Here is a 19,888-nt window from a genome sequence, read left to right as displayed (position 1 = left end):
TCATGCGGCTTCCCTCTGCCGTCGAGACTTGCCGGAGAACAGCACTATCCTGCTGGTCTCTCGCAGTCGATCGACAGCCCGCGCATCCAACACCCTTCCAAGCTCGGCAACCGTTACGTTGCCGGCCAGAATCGTCGGCCTCATGTTGCGATAGCGTCTGTCGAGTACGTCGAACACAATCGCGCGCTCGTGCTCGGTACCTGCAGTCGCGCCGATCTCGTCGAGCATCAGTAACGCAACATCCGCGAAGTGCCTGATGACGTCCTTTTCGGTTTCGGCTCCGCTGCGACGACTCCACGTGTCGCGGATGTCGCCAAGCATTTCATTGACCGTTGCGTAGCGCGCGCTCACTCCTACCGTGATGGCGTGCTTCAGAAGGGCGATACCCGCGTGCGTCTTCCCGGTGCCGACAGGGCCGAGCAGAATCAGACTTTCTCCGGTCCTTCTCTGTCCCGGCCAAAGCTGCGCGTAGTCCTGCACCTTCGCGACCGCAGCGCGATTGTCGGGGTCAATCTGCATGCTGCTCAGGTCCGCATGCACAAACCGCGGCGGGATCTTCGCTGTTGCAGTGCCGGCCCTGATCTTCTCTGCCAGATCCCGCTGTTCCCGCTCCTTGGCTCGCTCTGCCTCGCACTCCGGGCAAGACTCGCGGAGCACGCCGATCACTTCGCCGCGCTCACCCAGGAACTCGCGAACGCTGAAGTCGCCATGCGTCGGGCAGACCCGATGACCTTGACGCTCCGGATACTCGCCGCGGCTTGCCGCGAAGAGGCTAAAAGCTGCCATCTGCGCGCACTCCCTCGCTGTAGTCCTTCGGGCCGGCGCTGACCATGCCGGTGCGATACGCGCGTGCTGGCTTGTCCTTTCGCACCTCCATTGCTTTGCGCAACCACGGAACCGGATCGCTTACGTCCTCGCGTTCGGCGCGCTCCAGCAGTTCGAATGCAACCTCATCCCCTACCGTCTTGCGCATCAGCCCCAGGAAGCTGCGAGCAGCCTTGCCGCTGATGCCCTTGCTCACCAAGAAGCCGAGACCGAAACCGAAGATCGGCTCGGCTGAGTTCGACAGCACCGGGACGGTGCCCGGCGCTGCATCGGCAGCGCGGGCGCTCTTTTCAGACGGAGACGGAGACGGAGACGGAGACGGAGACGGAGACGGAGCATTGCTAGGCGCGTGCTGCTTGTCTGCTGGCGCTGTGCTGCCAGCATTGCTAGCAGCATCGTTATTCATGCTGTCAGCACCCGACGACTTTCGAGCAGCAGCCCACTCAGGAACCTGTCGGTCAGCCTCGTCGACGCCGTGATGGCGCTTGATCGCATTCCAGCGAGCCTTGGCTGACCGCATTCCGGCACCGTTCGCCCACGGCTGATGATCGGCCCAGTCGTGAATCAGGCGGTTGCCGGCCTCGCCATCGATGAAGCGCACTTCGGCCAACGTCGCGACGAAGACATCGAGGTCGCCATTCCAGTCGGCGGCAAGCTCGATTTCCTCGTCGGTCATCCCCGAAAGATCGCCGTCCGGCTTGTTGGCACGAGCCCAGAGGATCAGACATACCAGCGACCACGCTGCGGCGGGCCCGAGGCGTCGGATCAGCCGCTTCGTCTTCGGGTGGCCGGCCAACCCCGTGCTTAAACGCGCGTCGAGGTTGTCGCTCACGTGACCCGTGCCTCGCGATCGGCAACGCGCGGCCCGTAGTAGTCGGCCAACTCGATGGCGATCGATTCCTGCAGTTCGGCGATCAGCCTCGCATCCTGGAGGGTCACGCCAGGCCGCAGCATCAAGCGACCGGCGCAGTAGTGGTGGTGGAACTCGGACAGCAGGCGTTCGAGCACGAAAGCGCGGCGGCGATCGTCGGGCGTGCTCGGGTCGAAGGTGTAGCCGCGGCGTTCGTAGCGATTGGCGTCCATTCAGGCCGCCTCGCTGCGCCGTGAGTGCGCGGCGCGCTTGGCGGCCTTGCCATCAAGGGCCTTGCTGATCGCCGAGCGATTCGCCTCGATGCGTTGCGCCTGCGCGGCGGAGCCACGCGACGCTGCCAAGCGTTGCGTGTACGCCGTCAGGTCGCTTTGCAGGAAGAAGTTGTACGGACCACGCCGGATGGGTTCGGGCAGATCACCCAAGCGGATCAGCTTGTAAAGAGTGGTTCGCGAGCGAACGCCGATGAACTCGGCGGCCTCTGAAAAGGGAACCAAGCGGCTAGCCTCCGCTCCCCCTTCGTGCGTCGCTACGTTGTTCACATTTGTGTCCAGTCGATGCCGCTACATGCGGCTGGACACGGATCATCTACCTCGAATCGCGCGATAGCTAAACCGGCATTACCGAGCTAACCCTTATTCCATCCACGGCTATGGCGAAGCGATTGAATCTTCTTCTCCTGCTCTTTCTCCTGCTGTCGCTTGAGATGCGCCGCCACTCGCTTCCGGACGTTCGCGGGGGACATCTGAAACTTGTCGGCAACGAACTGCGTGGCGTTATCGAGCTCCTCGCGACGAACGCGATTCAGCGCGTTGGCGATCTTCTCATCACGGCCCGCACTGGCCTGATCCTCCTTGATCGCGTTGACGATGCCGCCACGCCGCCGGCTGTCTGCTCTGATCAGATGAGTCGGCCTCTTTAGCTCGCCGTCCTCTAGCATCTGATCCAGAGTCCGGGCGACCTCAACTGCCTCGTCAAGGGAAATTCCGGTCGGCGCAGCAGTCGGCGTACTTTCGTGATCCTGACAGTGGACCGCCAGCCAGAGGCGCGCGACGAAATCATCGATAGCGGCGGCCAGCTCGACGGCAGCCGGGCATTCGTAGTGCGCCTCCCGTGTCAGCTTGAGCACTGCCGCGAGAGTCCATTCCGCATGACCGTCGCGCCGTCGGCCGTCAGCGACCGCGCGCTTCCATGCCGCCTTCAGCCGTCCGCGGATGCTTCTGTCTCGCGCCCGCCCCATCGTCAGAAACAGTCCCAGCAGTAATGCCTGCGCCCGAGCATCTGCTGCACCCTATCTATGCTGTTCGGTAGGCGTCGACGCTGCGAGCTTTCGTCGCGCGATCCGACTCGTAGCGGATGGCGTCGGTCACTAGCATCTTGATCCAGCTCATCCCGTCATCGGCAGCCGACGACATCGGCGCAGCGTTCATCACACGGCGCGTGTCCTCGGCGTCTATCAGGAACGCGAGCACGTTGGCGCATGCGTCGAGCGTATCGGCGGGGTGGTCTTGGATCAGCACGTTGATCGGCGGGGTGATCCGGCTACCATTCTTCGCAGCTTGTTGCATGGGTCTACTCCATGTTGCGAGTCAGGGCCAGTGGCGTGTTATCGCACTCTACCGGCCCCGCCTCAGTGCCCGGCCGAGAGCCGCCGCCGGGCGTCACGGTTTACAGCTTCTCGAAAATTTCCTTAACGCCCTCGGCGAAGCCGCGAACAAACTTCTCGCTCGGCGCTTCATCGCCCACGGCGCGTTCCCAGAAATCACGCATGTCGCTCGCGTTGCATGCGCCATCATTAAGTGAAGCACCGACGATCAGCCAGCTCAGACCATCGTCATCGCGCAACTCACCGTCGTCGAACACGGCATCGACGACACGCTTGAGTTCGTGAAACTCGGCATCCTCCAGCGCCCACGTCTTTCCGCGGCCGATACCTTCGCCGCCTGCCTCAGACTCTCTGAGGCGCTGGTAACTTGCTCATACGGCCGCGGCAGCCTTGCTGATCGGCTTGATGCCAGCCAGCCGGTCGGGCTGCTGCATCACCTCCCACAGGTCGAGCGCTTCCTGCATGCGCAGCCAGCTCTGCGGGGTGGTGTTCAGCAGCTTGGCGATCCTCGCCGCCATTTCGGCGGACAGGCCGCGCTTCTCCAGCAGCAGCTCGGAGACGGTCAGGCGGCTCACGCCCAGGCGTGCCGCGAACTCGGTCTGGGTCATCTCGAGCGCCGGCAGCACGTCCTCGCGCAGCACGGCGCCGGGGTGCGTCGGTCGACGGTTAGGGTTTCGCATGCTCTTCATCAGTGGTAATCCTCAAGGTCCACGACGACGGCGTCTTCGCCATCGAACTCGAATGTCAGCCGCCAGTTGCCGGAGACCGACACCGCATAGGCGCCTTTCCGGGCGCCCTTGAGGGGGTGGAACTTGTAGCCGGGCAGGTTCATGTCCTCGGGCCTCGCGCAAGCATCCAGACGGTCCAGCAGGCGCTCCAGGCGCGGTGCGAACTGGGCGGGGATGCCGCGGTAGTCGCTCCGCGTGAAGAAGCGCTCCAGGCCGCGATGGCGGAAGGATCGGATCATCGTGGGCTGTACTGGATGTCAGTGCATTGTAATGGATGCCATATCATCGTCAAGCGCCATGCGGCTCGCTCCGCATTGGCACTCTCGGCTTCGGTCAGGTTGCGGCGCGCACGATTGCATCAGCAGCATCCTCGGCGCGCTGCCGCACACGGCCGGCCTCGATCCGGATGACGGCCAACACGGCCGGCGCCGCGCGCTCTGCCTCGGTCCTCCGCGGCGATTCGAGGGCTACGGAAAGCACCAGCGCCAGCGCGTCGATGCGATCGGCGATGTTCTTCGCCATGTCGCAGCTCACGGCGGGATCGGCAAGCGTAATCACTTCGTTCATAGCGTTCCCCTTCATGCCGCGCGCAGCGGCGTCACCCTCCTGCCCTTGTGCATCGCGTCGAGTTCATCGGCCCAGGACTGCATCATCTGCCGGCGCTGCACGAGGTATTGCGCGCTGTTGTAGGTGTCGCGGATCTCGTCCTCGTCGCCGTGCGCAAGCTGGCGCTCGATCCAGTCGCGGTTGTATCCGCGTTCGTTGAGCGCCGTGCTGATCAGGTGGCGGAAGCCGTGGGCTGTCTGCCGGCCCTTGTAGCCGAGCTTGGCCAGGGCGACGTTCAGGGTGTTCTCGCTCATCATCTTGCGCGGCTGGTACGGGCTGGCGAAGACCAGCGCACGGGTACCGGTCACAGCACGCATGCCCTCCAGGATCGTGATTGCCTGAGCGGGCAGCGGAACGACGTGCGGACGCCGCGCCTTCATGCGCTCGGCTGGGACACTCCATGTTGCGGCGTCGAAATCGATGTCGGTCCAGGTCATGCTGCGCAGCTCGCCAGGGCGTGCCGCGGTCAGCAGCAGCATCCGTAATGCGCAGCGCACCTCAGGAGCACCGCCGTAGCCGTCCAAGGCTTTCAGAAGCGCCGGCAGCTCTCTCTCGGGAACGTGCGGCATCTTCCGAGACTTCGGCGCGGCCGCGGCCATCACAACCAGGTCGGTGGCCGGGTTCGTCTCGATCACCTCGGCGACGAGCGCGTACCGGAATATGTTGAACAGCCACCCGCGGCACTTCTTCGCGGCATTGAAGGCGCCGCGGTTCTCCAGCTTGCGGAGCAAACCGACCAGATCGGCGCGCTTGATCTCGGCCATGGGACGGTCACCGAGCGCCGGCAACAGATCCGACTCCAGGTAGAACCGCGCCTTCTCGGCGCTCGCCGTCGACCATCCGCCGCGCTTCGCCTCGAACCACTTCTGGGCCCAGACCCTGAATGTGTTGGCGGCAGCCGTCTGGTTCGCTGCCTTTTCGGCCCTGCGCTGCGCGCTGGGGTCGATCCCGGCCTTGACCAGCCGGCGGGCGTCTTCCCGGGCGCGACGGGCCTGCGCCAGCGAGACTGTCGGGTAGTCGCCGAGCGAGAGCATGCTTTCGCGGCCCCCGAGCGTGTAGGCGAAGCGCCAGAGCTTCGAGCCATTGGGGTAGACCATCACAAACAAGCCCGCCTCGCGGGGCAGCGGGTACGGCTTGGCCTTGGGTTTCGCGCTCTTGATCAGCGTGTCGGTCAGGAGTCTGGCCACTTCGAGTCTCGTCCGGGGCATTGATTCCGATACGCGCCGAACTTATCGGAAATCGTATCGGTTTCAAGCGCTGGTCACCCATGGACACCCGTGGACAGCGAAATACGCTAACCCAAAGAAAAACCGCGCATTTCGCGCGGTTTTCTGTACAGCCTTGGACGCTATTGAACCCTTAAATGGTGCCCACGGAGAGACTCGAACTCCCACGACTTTCGCCACTACCACCTCAAGGTAGCGTGTCTACCAATTCCACCACGTGGGCCAGATTCAGGGCGCGCAGTTTAGCGTCGGGCGCGCGTTTTGTCGCGGCTGTGTTACTCGGGAATGACGGGGGCCTGATCCGCGTCCTCGGGAACGGCCACCTCGGCTTCCGGCGCCGGGGTTTCAGCGGTTTGCGCCGGCACCGCCGACTCGGCCGCGGGCTGGACCCGGTCGACGACCGAGGCCGGGTCGCGGTCGCCGTGCACCAGATACGCCAGTGCAAGACTGACGGCGAAAAAGACCGTCGCCAGCCACGCGGTCGCACGCGACAGGAAGTTGGCGGAACCGCGCGAACCGAAGACGGTTCCGGACGCACCGCTGCCGAACGCGGCGCCGGCGTCGGCGCCCTTGCCGTGCTGCAACAGGATCAGACCGACCAGACCGACCGCGGTCAGCACCTGCACGATCACCAGCACCGTATACATAGATTCAGGGTCTCACTTGCTGCGCGCCTGCGCCGCTGCGCAGATCGCCACGAATTCGCCCGCCTTCAACGAGGCCCCGCCGATGAGGCCGCCGTCGACGTCGGGACAGTTGAACAGGGATTCCGCATTCTCGGCCTTGACGCTGCCGCCGTAGAGAATGCGCGTCGAATTCGCGATTTTAGCATCTGCCGCGGCCAACTGGCCACGGATGAAGGCGTGCGCGTCCTGGGCCTGCTCCGGCGTCGCGGTCTTGCCGGTACCGATCGCCCAGACCGGTTCGTAGGCGACGACCGCCTGCTTGAACGCCTGGATGCCGCTGCCGTCGAGCACCGCCTTCATCTGGCGCGCGAGCACGGCCTCGGTCTGCCCCTGCTCGCGCTCCTGCAGCGTCTCGCCGATGCACAGGATCGGGATCAGGCCGCTGGTCAGCGCCGCCGAAAACTTGTCGGCGACCAGGCGGTCGCTCTCGCCGTACAGCGCGCGGCGCTCGGAGTGCCCGACGATCACGTAGGCACACCCGACGTCGCGCAGCATCCCGCCATGGATCTCGCCGGTGAACGCACCCGGCTTCTCCTGCTCGCTGAGATTCTGGCCGCCGAGCTGGATGGCGCTGCCCTCGAGCTGGCGGCCCGTTGCGTCCAGATAGGGCGCCGGGGGGCACACGAGCACGTCGATGTCCGGGAATCGCTTGATCTCGAAGACGATGTCGTGGACGAGGCTCGCGTTGGAGTCGCGCGACCCGTTCATTTTCCAGTTGCCGGCAACCAAGGCACGTCTCTTCATTCGGAATCCCCGTTGGTCTCTGGTGTATGGCAGGCCGCGCGCACGCGATCGGCCAGATACTCGGCAGCCGCCCGAGTTTCCGCGTCATCCTCGCCTTCGACCATGACGCGGATCAACGGCTCGGTTCCGGACGCACGCAGCAGCAGCCGGCCGCGATTCTGCAGTTTTTCGGTTACCTCGCGCTGCGCGGCCTGAAGCTCCGGCGCCTGCATGATCTGCTTAGCGCGACCGCTCACCGGCACGTTGATCAGCACCTGCGGGTACTTGCGCATGCCGCCGAGCATGGCCTCGATCGGCCGCTCTTCGCGAACCATCGCGGCAAGCACCTGCAGGGCCGTGACGATACCGTCTCCGGTGGTGGTGCGATCGAGGCAGATGGTGTGGCCGGAGGTTTCGCCGCCGATCACGCCGCCGCAGGCCCGCAGCATCTCCATGACGTGGCGATCGCCGACCTGCGCACGCCGGAACTCGACACCCCGCTCGCGCAGCGCGTGCTCGAGCCCGAGATTGGACATCAGCGTGCCGACGACGGGCCCCTGCAGGGTGCCGGCAGCCAGCCGGGCCTGGGCGATGATGTAGAGAATCTGGTCGCCGTCGATGTCGCGCCCCTGGGCATCGACCATCAGGCAACGATCGGCATCACCGTCCAGGGCGATGCCGAGTGCGGCGCCGCGTTCGCGCACCCGTTCCCGCAGCGCGTCCATGTGCGTGGAGCCGCAGTCGCGATTGATGTTCAGGCCATCCGGGGCATTGCCGATGACGTCGATCTCGGCGCCGAGTTCTGCGAACACCGCCGGCGCGACCTTGTAGGCGGCGCCGTGCGCGCAGTCCACGACCAGCGACAGGCCCCGCAGGTTGCGGTCGCCGAAGCTGCTCTTGCAGAACTCGATGTAGCGTCCGCCGCCGTCCTCGATGCGTCGCGCGCGGCCCAGGCGCTCCGGCGTCACGCATTCCATCGGACGGTCGAGCATGTCCTCGATCTGCTGCTCGACGGCATCGCCGAGCTTGCTGCCGTCAGGCCCGAAGAACTTGACGCCGTTGTCGTGATGCGGATTGTGCGAGGCCGAGATGACGACGCCCGCCTGCGCGCGCAAGGCACGCGTCAGATAGGCGACCGCAGGGGTCGGCAGCGGTCCGAGCAGGTCCGACTCGACGCCCGCCGCGGCGAAACCGGCCTCCAGGGCGGACTCGAACATGTATCCCGAGCGCCGCGTGTCCTTGCCGATCAGGACCCGGGCCCGTTCGTCACCGCCGAGCACGCGGCCCGCCGCCCAGCCCAGCTTGAGCGCGAACTCGGGCGTCATCGGCGCATCGCCGACGCGCCCGCGGATACCGTCCGTTCCGAAGTACCTGCGACTCAAGGCACCGCCCCCCCTCTGCGGATCTGGTGGGCCGTGCGCACCGCATCGACGGTCTCGGCCACATCGTGGGCGCGCACTATAGCCGCCCCCTGCCAGACCGCAAGTGCGGCGGCCGCCAGGCTTCCGGGCAGACGCCGATCCACCGTCCGCCCGAGCAGTTGGCCGAACATCGACTTGCGCGACACGCCGACCAGCAGCGGACAGTCTCCCACACGCAGCTGTTCGAGCCGGCCCAGCAATTCGAGGTTGTGCGCCAACGTCTTGCCGAAGCCGATGCCGGGGTCGACCGCGATCCGCGCTGCCGCGATGCCGGCAGCGGTACAGGCCTCGACGCGGCGCTCCAGGAAGGCCCGCACCTCGGCCACCACGTTCTCGTACTGTGGGGCCCGCTGCATGGTCTGCGGCCGTCCCTGCATGTGCATCAGGCACACGGCGGCACCGCTCTGCGCCACCGCTTCGATCGCGCCGGGCGCGTCCAGCGCCGTCACGTCGTTGACCAGCTCCGCGCCAGCCGCGCAGGCTGCGCGCATCACCGCCGGCTTGGTCGTGTCGACGGAAATCACGACGTCGCTGCGCGCGCGCAAAGCCTCGACGACCGGAATCACGCGGCTCAGCTCCTCGTCCTCCGAGGCCGGGGCGGCGCCGGGACGCGTCGATTCGCCGCCAATGTCGATGATCGCCGCCCCCTCACCCGCCATCACCAGGGCCCGCGTGACCGCGGCGTCGCGCGTCGCGTAGCGGCCACCGTCCGAGAACGAATCCGGCGTGACATTGAGCACGCCCATCACGCAAGGCTCGCTCAGGTCGAAAACACGGTTCGGCAGGACCAGCTGCATGGAAGGCGAACGAAAAAGAGGCCGGCGGACGGCCGGCCTCGCAGTGTAACGTCGGCGACTACGACGGCGCGGTCGCGTCGTCGGTCAGGTCTGGCTCGCCGGCTTGGGCGGTGCCCCGCCCGTCTGCGGCGCCGGTTCCACTGCCGGACGCGGCGTGCCGCCGGGGCGACCGCCATCGTTCCAGCTCTCCGGCGGTCCCGGGTCCTGGCCGGCCATGATACGGCGCAGCTGCTCCGCGTCGATGGTCTCGTACTTGATCAGCGCGTCGGCCATCGTGTGCAGCTTGTCGAGGTTGTCCTCGAGAATCTTCTTCGCACGCTGGTAGTTCGACTCGACGACGAGACGGACCTCCTCGTCGATCGCGTGCGCCGTGTCGTCGGACACGTGCTTGGTCTGCGTCACGCTCTTGCCGAGAAAGACCTCGCCGTTGTCCTCGCTGTACGACAGCGGGCCGAGCTTGTCGGACATGCCCCACTTGGTGACCATGTTGCGCGCGATCTCGGTGGCGCGCTCGATGTCGTTGGACGCACCCGTCGTCACCTTGTCGACGCCGAAGATGATCTCCTCGGCCAGACGCCCGCCGAACAGCGAGCAGATCTGCGAATTGAGGCGCTGCTTGGTGTAGCTGTAGCGATCCTCTTCCGGCAGGAACATGGTCACGCCCAGCGCGCGTCCGCGCGGGATGATCGTGACCTTGTAGACCGGATCGTGTTCCGGCACCGAAAGGCCGACGATGGCGTGTCCGGCCTCGTGATAGGCCGTGAGCTTCTTCTCGTCCTCGGACATGACCATGCTGCGGCGCTCGGCGCCCATCATGATCTTGTCCTTGGCGCGCTCGAAGTCGTCGTGGTCGACCAGTCGCTTGTTGGCACGCGCGGCGAACAGCGCCGCCTCGTTGACGAGGTTCGCCAGATCCGCACCGGAGAAGCCGGGCGTGGCGCGCGCGATGATCTCGGGCTTGACGTTGTCGGCCAGCGGCACCGCGCGGATGTGCACCTTGAGAATCTGCTCGCGTCCGCGCACGTCCGGCAGCGGCACGACGACCTGACGGTCGAAGCGGCCCGGACGCAGCAGCGCCGGATCGAGCACGTCGGGACGGTTGGTCGCGGCGATGACGATGACGCCCTCGTTGCCCTCGAAGCCGTCCATCTCGACCAGCAGCTGGTTCAGGGTCTGCTCGCGCTCGTCGTGACCGCCGCCGAGGCCGGCGCCGCGGTGACGGCCGACCGCGTCGATCTCGTCGATGAAGATGATGCACGGCGCGTGCTTCTTGGCCTGCTCGAACATGTCGCGCACGCGCGAGGCGCCGACGCCGACGAACATCTCGACGAAGTCGGAGCCGGAGATCGTGAAGAACGGCACACCCGCTTCACCGGCGATCGCCTTGGCAAGCAGCGTCTTGCCGGTACCCGGCGAACCGACCATCAGCACGCCGCGCGGGATCTTGCCGCCGAGCTTCTGGAACTTGCCCGGGTCCTTGAGGAAGTCGACCAGCTCCGAGACCTCCTGCTTGGCCTCCTCGCAACCGGCGACGTCGTTGAAGGTGATCTTGACCTGGTCGGCGTTGAGCATGCGCGCACGGCTCTTGCCGAACGACAGCGCGCCGCGACCGCCCCCGCCGCCCTGCATCTGGCGCATGAAGTAGATCCATACCGCGATCAGCAGCAGCACCGGGAAGGCGTTGAACAGCAGCTGCAGGAACCACGGCGTGCGCGCCGGCTCCTCGCCGGTGAACTTGACGTTGTTCTCGAGCAGCGTGCCGACCATGGCCGCGTTGTCGGTCTCCGGGCTGATCGTCACGAAGCGCGAGCCGCCGCGCAGTTCGCCGCGGATGGTCTGGCCGGCAATGTAGACCTCTGCGACGTTGCCCTGCTCGACCTGGCCGATGAATTCGGAATACGCGAGCTCCGGCTGGCCGCGCGAACGCGACGAGAAGCTCTGGAAGACGCTCATCAGGACGACGAGAATCACCACCCAGAGCAGCAGATTCTTGGCCAGATCGTTCAACGCATTTCCTCGCAAAGTGCCGGCTTGCCGGCCCGGCGGTACCGTGTCATCAGAACACTACACCGCACGAAAGTTGCGCGCCAGCAGATAAACCTCGCTGCTGCGCGGACGAGAGGCGCGCGGCTTGCGCGTGACGACGCTCTCGAACGCCTCGCGCAGCGCCTTGAGGTAGGCGTCGAAACCTTCGCCCTGGAAGGCCTTGACCAGCATCGTGCCACGCGGCTTGAGGTGCGCCTTGGCGAACTCCAGCGCCAGCTCGCACAGATGCATGCTGGACGCCTGGTCGGCACTGTCTATGCCGGTGATGTTCGGCGCCATGTCGCTGAGCACGACGTCGACCATCTGGTCGCCGACGCGGATCTCGAGCCGGTGCAGCACGGCGTCCTCGCGGAAGTCACCGCGGATGATGTCGACGCCGGTGATCGGCTCGATCGGCAGCAGGTCGAGCGCGAACAGCTGACCGCGGCTGCCGAGCAGCGGCCGCGCGACCTGGCTCCAGCCGCCGGGCGCCGCGCCGAGATCGACGACGATCTGACCGGGCTTGAAGATGCGGTCGCGCTCCTGGATTTCCTTGAGCTTGAACGCCGCACGCGAGCGCAAACCCAGGCGGCGGGCCTCCTGCACGTATGGGTCGGTTTCGTGCTCGGCAATCCATCGTGCCGAGCTGGGACGGCGTTTCTGTGTCATGGCGGACGGGCACCCCTCAGGGGACGTGACGGCACCGGTTTGCGATCGCTGCACCGGGCCTCATGTCTGCCCGATGGTCCTCATATGTAGTGCACTTTGACGATTTCAAGTTCGCGGGCGCCGGCCGGCGCGACGACCTGGACGATGTCGCCCTCGGCCTTGCCGATCAGTGCACGGGCGATCGGCGAGTTCAGGGAGATCAGTCCGCTCTTCGCATCGGCCTCGTCCTCGCCGACGATCTGGTAACGCAGCTCGTCGCCCGAATCGACGTCCGCGAGCTCGACGGTGACCCCGAAAATGACCTTGCCGTTGGCCGGCATCGTCGTCACGTCAATGACTTGCGCCGAACTGAGCTTGGACTCGATTTCCTGGATACGCCCCTCGTTGAAGCCGTGCTGCTCGCGCGCCGCGTGATATTCGGCGTTCTCGCGCAAGTCGCCCTGCTTCCGGGCTTCCTCGATGTCGTTGATGATCTTCGGCCGCAGCTCGCTCTTGCGATAGCGCAGTTCCTCGCGCAGCTGTTCGGCGCCACGCGCCGTCATCGGGACCTTGTTCATGGGATTTATCGAGCAAAAACAATGCCCGCCGCTGAACAGCGGCAGGCGTGGAGCATCAACGGTGGCCGCCTATGGTACCTACTGCAGGCTCGCGTGCAAGCTCTGCAGGCGGTTCACGTCCAGCCGGTCCAGGTGGTCCATGGCGGCGGCGGCGGCCAGCGCACCGGCGATCGTCGTGAAGTAGCAGACCTTGTTCTGGATCGCCGATGCCCGGATCGAGCGTGATTCCTCGATCGACTGCTTGCCTTCGGTGGTGTTGGCAATCAGCTGGATCTCGCCGTTCTTGATCATGTCGACGCAGTGCGGCCGGCCTTCCTTGACCTTGTTGACGCCCTCGCACTCGATGCCGGCCTTCTGGATCGCCGCTGCGGTGCCGTGCGTGGCGAAGACCCGAAATCCCTTGCCCGCGAGAATGCGCGCAAGCTCGACCGCCTTCTTCTTGTCCTGGTCGCGCACCGAGATCAACGCCTGCCCGCCTCTGGGGATGTTCATGCCACCGGCGAGAATGGCCTTGTGGAAGGCCTCGCCGAAATGCGCACCGGTGCCCATGACCTCGCCGGTCGAGCGCATTTCCGGCCCCAGCAGCGGATCGACGGCCGGGAACTTGTTGAACGGAAACACCGATTCCTTGACCGAGTAGTACGCCGGCACGATCTCGCGCACGATGCCCTGGGCCTTGAGCGTCTGGCCGGCCATGCAGCGTGCGGCGATCTTTGCCAGCGGCCGCCCGGTGGCCTTGGACACGAACGGGCTGGTGCGCGAGGCGCGTGGATTGACCTCTAGCAGGTAGACCTTGCCGTCCTGCACCGCGAACTGCGTGTTCATCAGGCCGACGACGTTCAGCGCCCTGGCCAGCTTGACCACCTGGCGGCGGATCTCGTCCTGCGTCTTCTTCGGCAGGGAGTGCGCGGGCAGCGAACAGGACGAGTCGCCGGAATGCACGCCGGCTTCCTCGATGTGCTCCATGATGCCGCCGATCACCACGTCGGTGCCGTCGGCCAGCGCATCGACATCGACCTCGATCGCGTCGTTGAGGAAGCGGTCGAGCAGCACCGGCGAGTCGTTGGACACCTGCACGGCCTCGCGCATGTAGCGCAGCAGGTCCTCGTCGTCGTAGACAATTTCCATCGCCCGGCCGCCGAGCACGTAGGACGGACGCACGACCAGCGGGTATCCCACCTTCTTCGCCACCGCGAGCGCCTGCTTTTCCGAGGTGGCGGTGCCGTTCGGCGGCTGCAGCAGCGCGAGCTTGTCGACCAGCTTCTGGAAGCGTTCGCGGTCCTCGGCGAGATCGATCGCATCGGGCGTCGTGCCGATGATCGGTGCGCCGGCCGCCTCGAGGCGGCGCGCGAGCTTGAGCGGCGTCTGGCCGCCGAACTGCACGATCACGCCCTTGGGTTTCTCGAGGTCGATGATGGCCATCACGTCCTCGAAGGTCAGCGGCTCGAAGTACAGGCGATCCGACGTGTCGTAGTCGGTCGACACGGTCTCCGGATTGCAGTTGACCATGATGGTCTCGTAGCCGTCCTCGCGCAGTGCCAGCGCAGCGTGCACGCAGCAGTAGTCGAACTCGATGCCCTGACCGATGCGGTTCGGACCGCCACCGAGAATCATGATCTTGTCGCGCGCACTCGGCTGCGCCTCGCACTCCTCGTCGTAGCTGGAGTACAGATAGGCCGTCGAGGTCGGAAACTCCGCCGCGCAGGTATCGACGCGCTTGAACACCGGACGGATGCCATGCTTGAGCCGCGCGCGGCGCACGGAGTCCTCCTTGACGCCGAGCAGCTTCGACAGCCGCGCGTCGGAAAAGCCCAGGCGCTTGCAGCGCCGCAGCATCGATGCGTCGAGCTGCGTGAGTTTCTGTCCGCGCAGCGACTGTTCGATCGCGATCAGCTCGGCGATCTGGTCGAGGAACCACGGATCGATCTTCGAGACCTGGAAGACCTCCTCCACGCTCATGCCGGCGCGGAACGCGTCGCCGACGTACCAGAGCCGCCGGGCACGCGGAATCGCCAGCTCGGTGCGGATGCGCGTCAGCGACTCCGCCGAGTAGCGGCCGCCTTCGAGCGGCTCCTGCGGCTCGAAACCCTCGGAGCCGATCTCGAGGCCGCGCATCGCCTTGTGCAGCGACTCCTGGAAGTTGCGGCCGATGGCCATGACCTCGCCGACGGACTTCATCTGCGTGGTCAGGCGCGAGTCGGCCTGCGGGAACTTCTCGAAGGTGAAGCGCGGAATCTTGGTGACGACGTAATCGATGCTCGGCTCGAACGAGGCCGGCGTGCGCCCGCCGGTGATGTCGTTCTGCAGCTCGTCGAGCGTGTAGCCGACGGCGAGCTTCGCGGCAATCTTGGCGATGGGAAAGCCGGTGGCCTTGGACGCCAGTGCGGAGCTGCGCGAGACGCGCGGATTCATCTCAATGACGATCAGGCGGCCATCCTTCGGATTGACCGCGAACTGCACGTTGGAGCCGCCCGTATCCACGCCGATCTTGCGCAGCACCGCGAGGCTCGCGTTGCGCATGATCTGGTATTCCTTGTCGGTGAGCGTCTGCGCCGGTGCGACCGTGATCGAGTCGCCGGTGTGCACGCCCATCGGGTCGAAGTTCTCGATCGAGCACACGATGATGCAATTGTCCTTGCGGTCGCGGACCACCTCCATCTCGTACTCTTTCCAGCCGAGCAGCGACTCCTCGATCAGCACCTCGTTGGTCGGCGACAGGTCGAGCCCGCGCGCGACGATTTCCTCGAACTCCTCGACGTTGTAGGCCACGCCGCCGCCGGTGCCGCCAAGCGTGAAGCTCGGACGGATGATCACCGGGAATCCGACCTCGGCCTGGATCGCGCGCGCCTCGTCCATCGAATGTGCGACGCCGGACTTCGCCGAGCCGAGGCCGATCTCGGTCATCGCGTCGCGGAACTTCTGGCGGTCCTCGGCGATGTCGATCGCGCGCTCCTTGGCGCCGATCAGTTCGACGCCGTACTTCTCGAGCACGCCATGCTTGGCGAGATCCAGCGCGCAGTTGAGCGCGGTCTGGCCACCCATCGTCGGCAGCAGCGCATCGGGGCGCTCCTTCTCGATGATCTTGCGGATCGCCTGCCAGCGGATCGGCTCGATGTAGGTCGCATCGGCCATCTCCGGGTCGGTCATGATCGTCGCCGGATTCGAGTTCACCAGGATGACGCGGTAACCCTCCTGTCGCAGCGCCTTGCAGGCCTGCGCGCCGGAGTAGTCGAACTCGCAGGCCTGACCGATGACGATCGGACCGGCGCCGATGATGAGAATGCTCTGGATGTCTTGGCGTTTCGGCATTGCGGTCGGCTCAGGCGCGCATCATCTGGACAAAACGGTCGAACAGCTCGCCGACGTCGTGCGGTCCGGGGCTGGCTTCCGGGTGTCCCTGGAAGCTGAAGGCCGGCGCGTCGGTGATGCGGATGCCCTGATTGGAACCGTCGAACAGCGAGCGATGCGTGACGACGGCATTCGGCGGCAGCGTCGCCTCATCGATGGCGAAGCCGTGGTTCTGGCTGGTGATCATCACGCGCCCGGTTTCCAGGTCCTGGACCGGGTGGTTCGCACCGTGATGGCCGAAGCTCATCTTCAGCGTGCGCGCACCGGCGGCGAGGCCGAGGATCTGGTGCCCCAGGCAGATGCCGAACAGCGGCACGCGCTTCTTCATCAGCTCCCGGGCGGCCTTGATCGCGTAGACGCAGGGTTCCGGATCGCCGGGCCCGTTGCCCAGCAGCACGCCGTCCGGCTTGAGCTTGAGCACCTCGCCCGCCGTCGTCTTCGCCGGCACCACGGTGACGCGACAATCGCGGTCGACCAGCATGCGCAGGATGTTGCGCTTGATGCCGAAGTCGTACACCACCACGTGATGCTTGCCGCCGTCCCGCTCCGGCTCGGCGTTGTGCTCGAGCTGCCAGGAGCCGCGCGTCCAGCGGTATGGCTTGTCGACGCTGACGACCTGCGCGAGATCCGCGCCCTTGAGTCCCGGAAAGACGCGCGCCGCCTCCAGCGCCTTCTTCTCGCTGATGCGGCCGCCGGCAAGGATGCAGCCGTTCTGGGCGCCGGTGTCACGCAGCAGGCGCGTCAGCCGCCGGGTGTCGATGCCGGCAATGGCCACGACCTTGTTGGCCTTGAGATAGGCGCGGAAGTCCTGGGTCGAGCGGAAGTTGCTCGAGGCACGCGGCACCTCGCGCAGCACCAGGCCCGCGATGTGCACGCGGTCCGATTCGGCGTCCTCGGGATTGGTTCCGACGTTGCCGATGTGCGGGTAGGTCAGCGTGACGATCTGCTGGCGGTACGAAGGATCCGTGAGGATCTCCTGGTAGCCGCTCATCGCCGTGTTGAAGACGACTTCCCCGACCGTCTGACCGTCGCTGCCGATGGAGACGCCCGCGAAAATAGAGCCGTCCGCGAGCGCGAGCAGGGCCGGTTTGAGATCTGGCATGGGGTCGGTCTAATCCACTCTTCGGACACTGAAACGGGGGCTTTCGCCCCCGTCCAAGGATTAGCCGCGCATTATATGGATGCGCCCCGGAATCGTCCACGAAAATCTGGCAGCAAACTCACAGCAGCGACAGCTGATCGCCGGCGGCCGGCGGCACCCGGAAATGCGCCGTGGAAAGCTGGAAACGGCCTTCGCGATTCAGGCCAAGCCGCTGGCAGGCCTTGCGAAAACGCTGGGCGATCAGCTCGGCGTAGACCCCCTGCCCGCGCATGCGCTGACCGTAGTCCGCATCGTAGTCCCGCCCCCCGCGCAGCTGCTGCACCAGGCTCATGACGTGGGCGGCCTTCAGCGGCATGTGGGTCTGCAGCCAGTCGCGGAACAGGTCCTTGACCTCGTGCGGCAGCCGCAGCATCACGTAGTTCGCGCGCTGCGCGCCGGCGTCGCGCACGGCTTCGAGCACGCGCTCGAGTTCCGCGTCGTTGACGAAGGGGATCACCGGCGAGAACAGCGCCATCGTCGGGATGCCGGCATCGGCGAGCCGGCGGATCACGCGCAGCCGGGTGGCGGGCGCCGAGGCGCGCGGCTCGAGCCGGCGCTTGAGCGCGGGGTCCAGCGTGGTCACCGAGATCGCGACGAAGACGAGCCGGTCGCGCGCGAGATCGGTCAGCAGGTCGAGATCGCGCTCGATCAGCGCCGCGCCCTTGGTGACGATGCCGACCGGATGCCGGAAGCGCGCCAGCACCTCGAGAATGCTGCGGGTCACGCCGAGCTTGCGCTCGACCGGTTGCCAGGGATCGGTATTGGCTCCGAGCGAGATCCACTCGGGCACGTAGCCGGGCTTGCGCAGCTCGCGTTCGAGCAGCGCCGCGGCGTCGGGCTTGTAGAACAGCTTGGTCTCGAAATCGAGACCCGGCGACAGGTCGAGATAGGCATGCGCCGGCCGCGCATAGCAGTAGACGCAACCATGCTCGCAGCCCCGGTAGGGATTGATCGACTGCGTGAACGGGATGTCCGGCGAGTCGTTTCGCGTGATGATGCTGCGCGCGTGGTCGATGAACAACCGGGTCTCCGGGTTCGGTTCGCCGTCCATGGCATGACCGACGTCCTCGTCGGTGAGCCCCACCGACCCGTCAACGTCGGCGCGGCCCAGGGCGGCAGCGCCGCTCCCGGGAGCATCCGCCTGTCCCGCCCAGCCATCGTCGAAGCGCTCGCGCGCGAATGTCTCGAAGCGCCCCTCGGGATTGATCGTGCTGCCGCGCCCCTTGATCGGACGACGGCGCCCGGACCCGCCGCCTGCCGGGTCGGACTGCGCGGTCACGGCGCCTCGAGATAATCCCAGGCCAGACGCGAGAGCACCCGCACGCCGGCACCCAGCGCCGCCTCGTCCATGAAGAACTTCGGCGAGTGGTTCGCCGGGAAGCCCTCGGCGGGCACGTTCGGCGGGCGGATGCCGACGAACAGGTACAGGCCCGGAATCTCGCGCTGGAAGAAGGAGAAGTCCTCGGCACCGAGAATCGGTTGTGCCTCGAACAGCGCGTCGCCGAACTCGGCCTGCAGCGATGGCAGCATCGCCCGCATCAGCGCAGGATCGTTGTACGTCACCGGGTAGGCGTGGCGCTCGGAGATGAAGACCTCGGCGCTCGCGCCGGCCGATTCGGCGATCTTCTGCGCCGTCCGTCGCACCCTCGCGTGCAGGTCGGCCCGCATGGCCTCGTTGAGCGCGCGCAGCGTGCCCTTCATCTCGACGCGGTCGGGGATGATGTTGTCGCGCACGCCGCCGTCGATCTTGCCGATGGTCACGATGACCGGCGCCTCGGTCGACTGCATCTGCCGGCTGGCGATGGTCTGCAGGCCGAGCACGATCTGCGAGGCGACGACCACGGGATCGATGCCCAGCCACGGTGCGGCGCCGTGCGTCTGCTTGCCATGCACGACGATGCGCAGGTCGTCGGCGCTGGCCATGATGCCGCCGCTGCGCCAGCCGACGTGTCCGGTCTCGAAGGTGGACAGCAGGTGCAGGCCGAAGATGGCGTCGGGCCTGGGCGCGTCGCCGAGCACGCCCTGCTCGACCATCAGCTCGGCGCCGCCCTCCTCGCCGACCGGCGGGCTTTCCTCCGCCGGCTGGAAGATGAACTTCACGCTGCCCGGCAGCTCGGTGCGCTTCGCGGCCAGCAGCTCGGCGACGCCGAGCAGGATCGCCATGTGGCCGTCGTGGCCGCAGGCATGCATCACGCCGACATCGCGACCGTCGTACCGGGTCCGGACCTTCGAGCGGAACGGCACGTCCGTCTCCTCGGTCACCGGCAGCCCGTCCATGTCGGCGCGCAGCGCGACCGTCTTCCCAGGCTTGCCGCCCTCGAGGACCGCGACGACGCCGGTATGGGCGATGCCGGTCCGGACCTCGAGCCCGAGAGCCCGCAGCTGACGCTCCAGGTACTTGGCGGTCTCGAACTCGCGGTTCGACAGCTCCGGATGTTCATGCAGGTAGCGGCGGTGCTCGATCACACGCGCCTCGATGCCGGCGGCGGCTGCCGGCCAGTCCGGCGCCGCATGCGCGACGCCGCAAGCGGCCACCAGCAGCATCGTTGCTCCGCGAACGCCTGCACTCATGATCGGGGCTCCGCCTGCGAGGGAATGCGGCCGAGTTTACCCCCGCCCGCCATCGCCATACACTCGGCCCCAGCCTGCAGCGGTCAAACCG

Annotated in this window: 22 protein-coding genes and 1 tRNA gene; all 23 read right to left on the bottom strand. The window is 66.3% G+C overall.

Annotated elements, in window-relative coordinates; translation table 11 throughout:
- On the bottom strand, positions 1 to 786 hold the full coding sequence (locus C8D93_RS15895; RefSeq protein ID WP_110266197.1) for an ATP-binding protein: 786 nt from the start codon (positions 784 to 786) through the stop codon (positions 1 to 3).
- Positions 773 to 1,657 (bottom strand): hypothetical protein, encoded by an 885-nt coding sequence (locus C8D93_RS20475; protein WP_146216630.1) that lies wholly within the window; start codon positions 1,655 to 1,657, stop codon positions 773 to 775. The genes C8D93_RS15895 and C8D93_RS20475 overlap by 14 nt, the downstream gene beginning before the upstream one ends.
- On the bottom strand, positions 1,654 to 1,908 hold the full coding sequence (locus C8D93_RS15880; protein ID WP_110266194.1) for a hypothetical protein: 255 nt from the start codon (positions 1,906 to 1,908) through the stop codon (positions 1,654 to 1,656). Before C8D93_RS15880 ends, C8D93_RS20475 begins: the two co-directional genes overlap by 4 nt.
- The gene (locus C8D93_RS20755) at positions 1,909 to 2,235 is read right to left on the bottom strand and encodes a helix-turn-helix transcriptional regulator (protein ID WP_170124059.1); all 327 of its coding nucleotides are present in this window, start codon (positions 2,233 to 2,235) and stop codon (positions 1,909 to 1,911) included. It lies immediately after the preceding gene.
- 86 nt (positions 2,236 to 2,321) lie between these two features.
- Positions 2,322 to 2,822, bottom strand: coding sequence for a hypothetical protein (locus tag C8D93_RS15870; RefSeq protein ID WP_110266193.1), 501 nt, complete (start codon positions 2,820 to 2,822; stop codon positions 2,322 to 2,324).
- A 166-nt stretch (positions 2,823 to 2,988) separates the two neighbouring features.
- A complete protein-coding gene (locus C8D93_RS15865) occupies positions 2,989 to 3,261 on the bottom strand; it encodes a hypothetical protein (RefSeq protein ID WP_146216629.1) in 273 nt (90 codons plus the stop codon).
- 100 nt (positions 3,262 to 3,361) lie between these two features.
- Positions 3,362 to 3,556 carry a hypothetical protein gene (locus C8D93_RS15860; RefSeq protein WP_110266191.1) on the bottom strand — a complete coding sequence of 65 codons (195 nt, stop codon included), beginning with the start codon at positions 3,554 to 3,556 and terminating at the stop codon, positions 3,362 to 3,364.
- Between the two features lie 114 nt (positions 3,557 to 3,670).
- Positions 3,671 to 3,988, bottom strand: coding sequence for a HigA family addiction module antitoxin (locus C8D93_RS15855; RefSeq protein WP_110266190.1), 318 nt, complete (start codon positions 3,986 to 3,988; stop codon positions 3,671 to 3,673).
- A complete protein-coding gene (locus C8D93_RS15850; RefSeq protein WP_110266189.1) occupies positions 3,988 to 4,266 on the bottom strand; it encodes a type II toxin-antitoxin system RelE/ParE family toxin in 279 nt (92 codons plus the stop codon). The genes C8D93_RS15855 and C8D93_RS15850 overlap by 1 nt, the downstream gene beginning before the upstream one ends.
- A 94-nt stretch (positions 4,267 to 4,360) precedes the next feature.
- Complete coding sequence (locus tag C8D93_RS15845; protein ID WP_146216628.1) at positions 4,361 to 4,609, bottom strand: hypothetical protein; 249 nt, start codon at positions 4,607 to 4,609, stop codon at positions 4,361 to 4,363.
- Positions 4,606 to 5,841: a tyrosine-type recombinase/integrase gene (locus tag C8D93_RS15840; RefSeq protein WP_110266187.1), complete on the bottom strand. Its 1,236-nt coding sequence runs from the start codon at positions 5,839 to 5,841 to the stop codon at positions 4,606 to 4,608. Before C8D93_RS15840 ends, C8D93_RS15845 begins: the two co-directional genes overlap by 4 nt.
- Positions 5,842 to 5,997: 156 nt before the next feature.
- Positions 5,998 to 6,082, bottom strand: a tRNA-Leu gene (locus C8D93_RS15835).
- Positions 6,083 to 6,134: 52 nt separating this feature from the next.
- Complete coding sequence (gene secG, locus C8D93_RS15830; RefSeq protein ID WP_110266186.1) at positions 6,135 to 6,506, bottom strand: preprotein translocase subunit SecG; 372 nt, start codon at positions 6,504 to 6,506, stop codon at positions 6,135 to 6,137.
- A gap of 12 nt (positions 6,507 to 6,518) precedes the next feature.
- On the bottom strand, positions 6,519 to 7,289 hold the full coding sequence (tpiA, locus tag C8D93_RS15825) for a triose-phosphate isomerase (protein ID WP_110266185.1): 771 nt from the start codon (positions 7,287 to 7,289) through the stop codon (positions 6,519 to 6,521).
- Positions 7,286 to 8,650, bottom strand: coding sequence for a phosphoglucosamine mutase (glmM, locus tag C8D93_RS15820; RefSeq protein WP_110266184.1), 1,365 nt, complete (start codon positions 8,648 to 8,650; stop codon positions 7,286 to 7,288). The genes tpiA and glmM overlap by 4 nt, the downstream gene beginning before the upstream one ends.
- Positions 8,647 to 9,486, bottom strand: a complete 840-nt coding sequence (gene folP / locus C8D93_RS15815) for a dihydropteroate synthase (RefSeq protein ID WP_110266183.1) — start codon at positions 9,484 to 9,486, stop codon at positions 8,647 to 8,649. Before folP ends, glmM begins: the two co-directional genes overlap by 4 nt.
- 84 nt (positions 9,487 to 9,570) lie before the next feature.
- Positions 9,571 to 11,493, bottom strand: a complete 1,923-nt coding sequence (gene ftsH / locus C8D93_RS15810) for an ATP-dependent zinc metalloprotease FtsH (protein WP_110266182.1) — start codon at positions 11,491 to 11,493, stop codon at positions 9,571 to 9,573.
- A 57-nt stretch (positions 11,494 to 11,550) separates the two neighbouring features.
- On the bottom strand, positions 11,551 to 12,180 hold the full coding sequence (rlmE, locus tag C8D93_RS15805; protein ID WP_110266181.1) for a 23S rRNA (uridine(2552)-2'-O)-methyltransferase RlmE: 630 nt from the start codon (positions 12,178 to 12,180) through the stop codon (positions 11,551 to 11,553).
- Positions 12,181 to 12,260: 80 nt separating this feature from the next.
- Entirely contained in the window at positions 12,261 to 12,737 is a 477-nt protein-coding gene (gene greA, locus C8D93_RS15800; RefSeq protein ID WP_110266180.1) for a transcription elongation factor GreA, read from the bottom strand.
- A gap of 78 nt (positions 12,738 to 12,815) precedes the next feature.
- Positions 12,816 to 16,046 carry a carbamoyl-phosphate synthase large subunit gene (gene carB, locus C8D93_RS15795; RefSeq protein WP_110266179.1) on the bottom strand — a complete coding sequence of 1,077 codons (3,231 nt, stop codon included), beginning with the start codon at positions 16,044 to 16,046 and terminating at the stop codon, positions 12,816 to 12,818.
- Between the two features lie 10 nt (positions 16,047 to 16,056).
- Complete coding sequence (gene carA, locus C8D93_RS15790) at positions 16,057 to 17,187, bottom strand: glutamine-hydrolyzing carbamoyl-phosphate synthase small subunit (RefSeq protein WP_110266178.1); 1,131 nt, start codon at positions 17,185 to 17,187, stop codon at positions 16,057 to 16,059.
- Positions 17,188 to 17,305: 118 nt separating this feature from the next.
- A complete protein-coding gene (locus C8D93_RS15785; protein WP_211307382.1) occupies positions 17,306 to 18,505 on the bottom strand; it encodes a PA0069 family radical SAM protein in 1,200 nt (399 codons plus the stop codon).
- Positions 18,502 to 19,797 carry an amidohydrolase gene (locus C8D93_RS15780; RefSeq protein WP_110266177.1) on the bottom strand — a complete coding sequence of 432 codons (1,296 nt, stop codon included), beginning with the start codon at positions 19,795 to 19,797 and terminating at the stop codon, positions 18,502 to 18,504. Before C8D93_RS15780 ends, C8D93_RS15785 begins: the two co-directional genes overlap by 4 nt.
- Positions 19,798 to 19,888 lie beyond the last annotated feature (91 nt).

Origin of the sequence: Sinimarinibacterium flocculans (assembly GCF_003201205.1) — a bacterium.
Taxonomy (GTDB): domain Bacteria; phylum Pseudomonadota; class Gammaproteobacteria; order Nevskiales; family Nevskiaceae; genus Solimonas; species Solimonas flocculans.
Note: the sequence above shows the minus strand (reverse complement) of the source record. Positions and strands in the feature narration are given on the sequence as shown.

Coding starts and splice junctions, on each gene's coding strand:
- C8D93_RS15895 (WP_110266197.1), bottom strand. CDS start 786: ATGGCAGCTTTTAGCCTCTTCGCGGCAAGCCGCGGCGAGTATCCGGAG.
- C8D93_RS15880 (WP_110266194.1), bottom strand. CDS start 1,908: ATGGACGCCAATCGCTACGAACGCCGCGGCTACACCTTCGACCCGAGC.
- C8D93_RS15865 (WP_146216629.1), bottom strand. CDS start 3,261: ATGCAACAAGCTGCGAAGAATGGTAGCCGGATCACCCCGCCGATCAAC.
- C8D93_RS15855 (WP_110266190.1), bottom strand. CDS start 3,988: ATGAAGAGCATGCGAAACCCTAACCGTCGACCGACGCACCCCGGCGCC.
- C8D93_RS15850 (WP_110266189.1), bottom strand. CDS start 4,266: ATGATCCGATCCTTCCGCCATCGCGGCCTGGAGCGCTTCTTCACGCGG.
- C8D93_RS15845 (WP_146216628.1), bottom strand. CDS start 4,609: ATGAAGGGGAACGCTATGAACGAAGTGATTACGCTTGCCGATCCCGCC.
- C8D93_RS15840 (WP_110266187.1), bottom strand. CDS start 5,841: ATGCCCCGGACGAGACTCGAAGTGGCCAGACTCCTGACCGACACGCTG.
- secG (WP_110266186.1), bottom strand. CDS start 6,506: ATGTATACGGTGCTGGTGATCGTGCAGGTGCTGACCGCGGTCGGTCTG.
- tpiA (WP_110266185.1), bottom strand. CDS start 7,289: ATGAAGAGACGTGCCTTGGTTGCCGGCAACTGGAAAATGAACGGGTCG.
- folP (WP_110266183.1), bottom strand. CDS start 9,486: ATGCAGCTGGTCCTGCCGAACCGTGTTTTCGACCTGAGCGAGCCTTGC.
- rlmE (WP_110266181.1), bottom strand. CDS start 12,180: ATGACACAGAAACGCCGTCCCAGCTCGGCACGATGGATTGCCGAGCAC.
- greA (WP_110266180.1), bottom strand. CDS start 12,737: ATGAACAAGGTCCCGATGACGGCGCGTGGCGCCGAACAGCTGCGCGAG.
- carB (WP_110266179.1), bottom strand. CDS start 16,046: ATGCCGAAACGCCAAGACATCCAGAGCATTCTCATCATCGGCGCCGGT.
- carA (WP_110266178.1), bottom strand. CDS start 17,187: ATGCCAGATCTCAAACCGGCCCTGCTCGCGCTCGCGGACGGCTCTATT.
- C8D93_RS15780 (WP_110266177.1), bottom strand. CDS start 19,797: ATGAGTGCAGGCGTTCGCGGAGCAACGATGCTGCTGGTGGCCGCTTGC.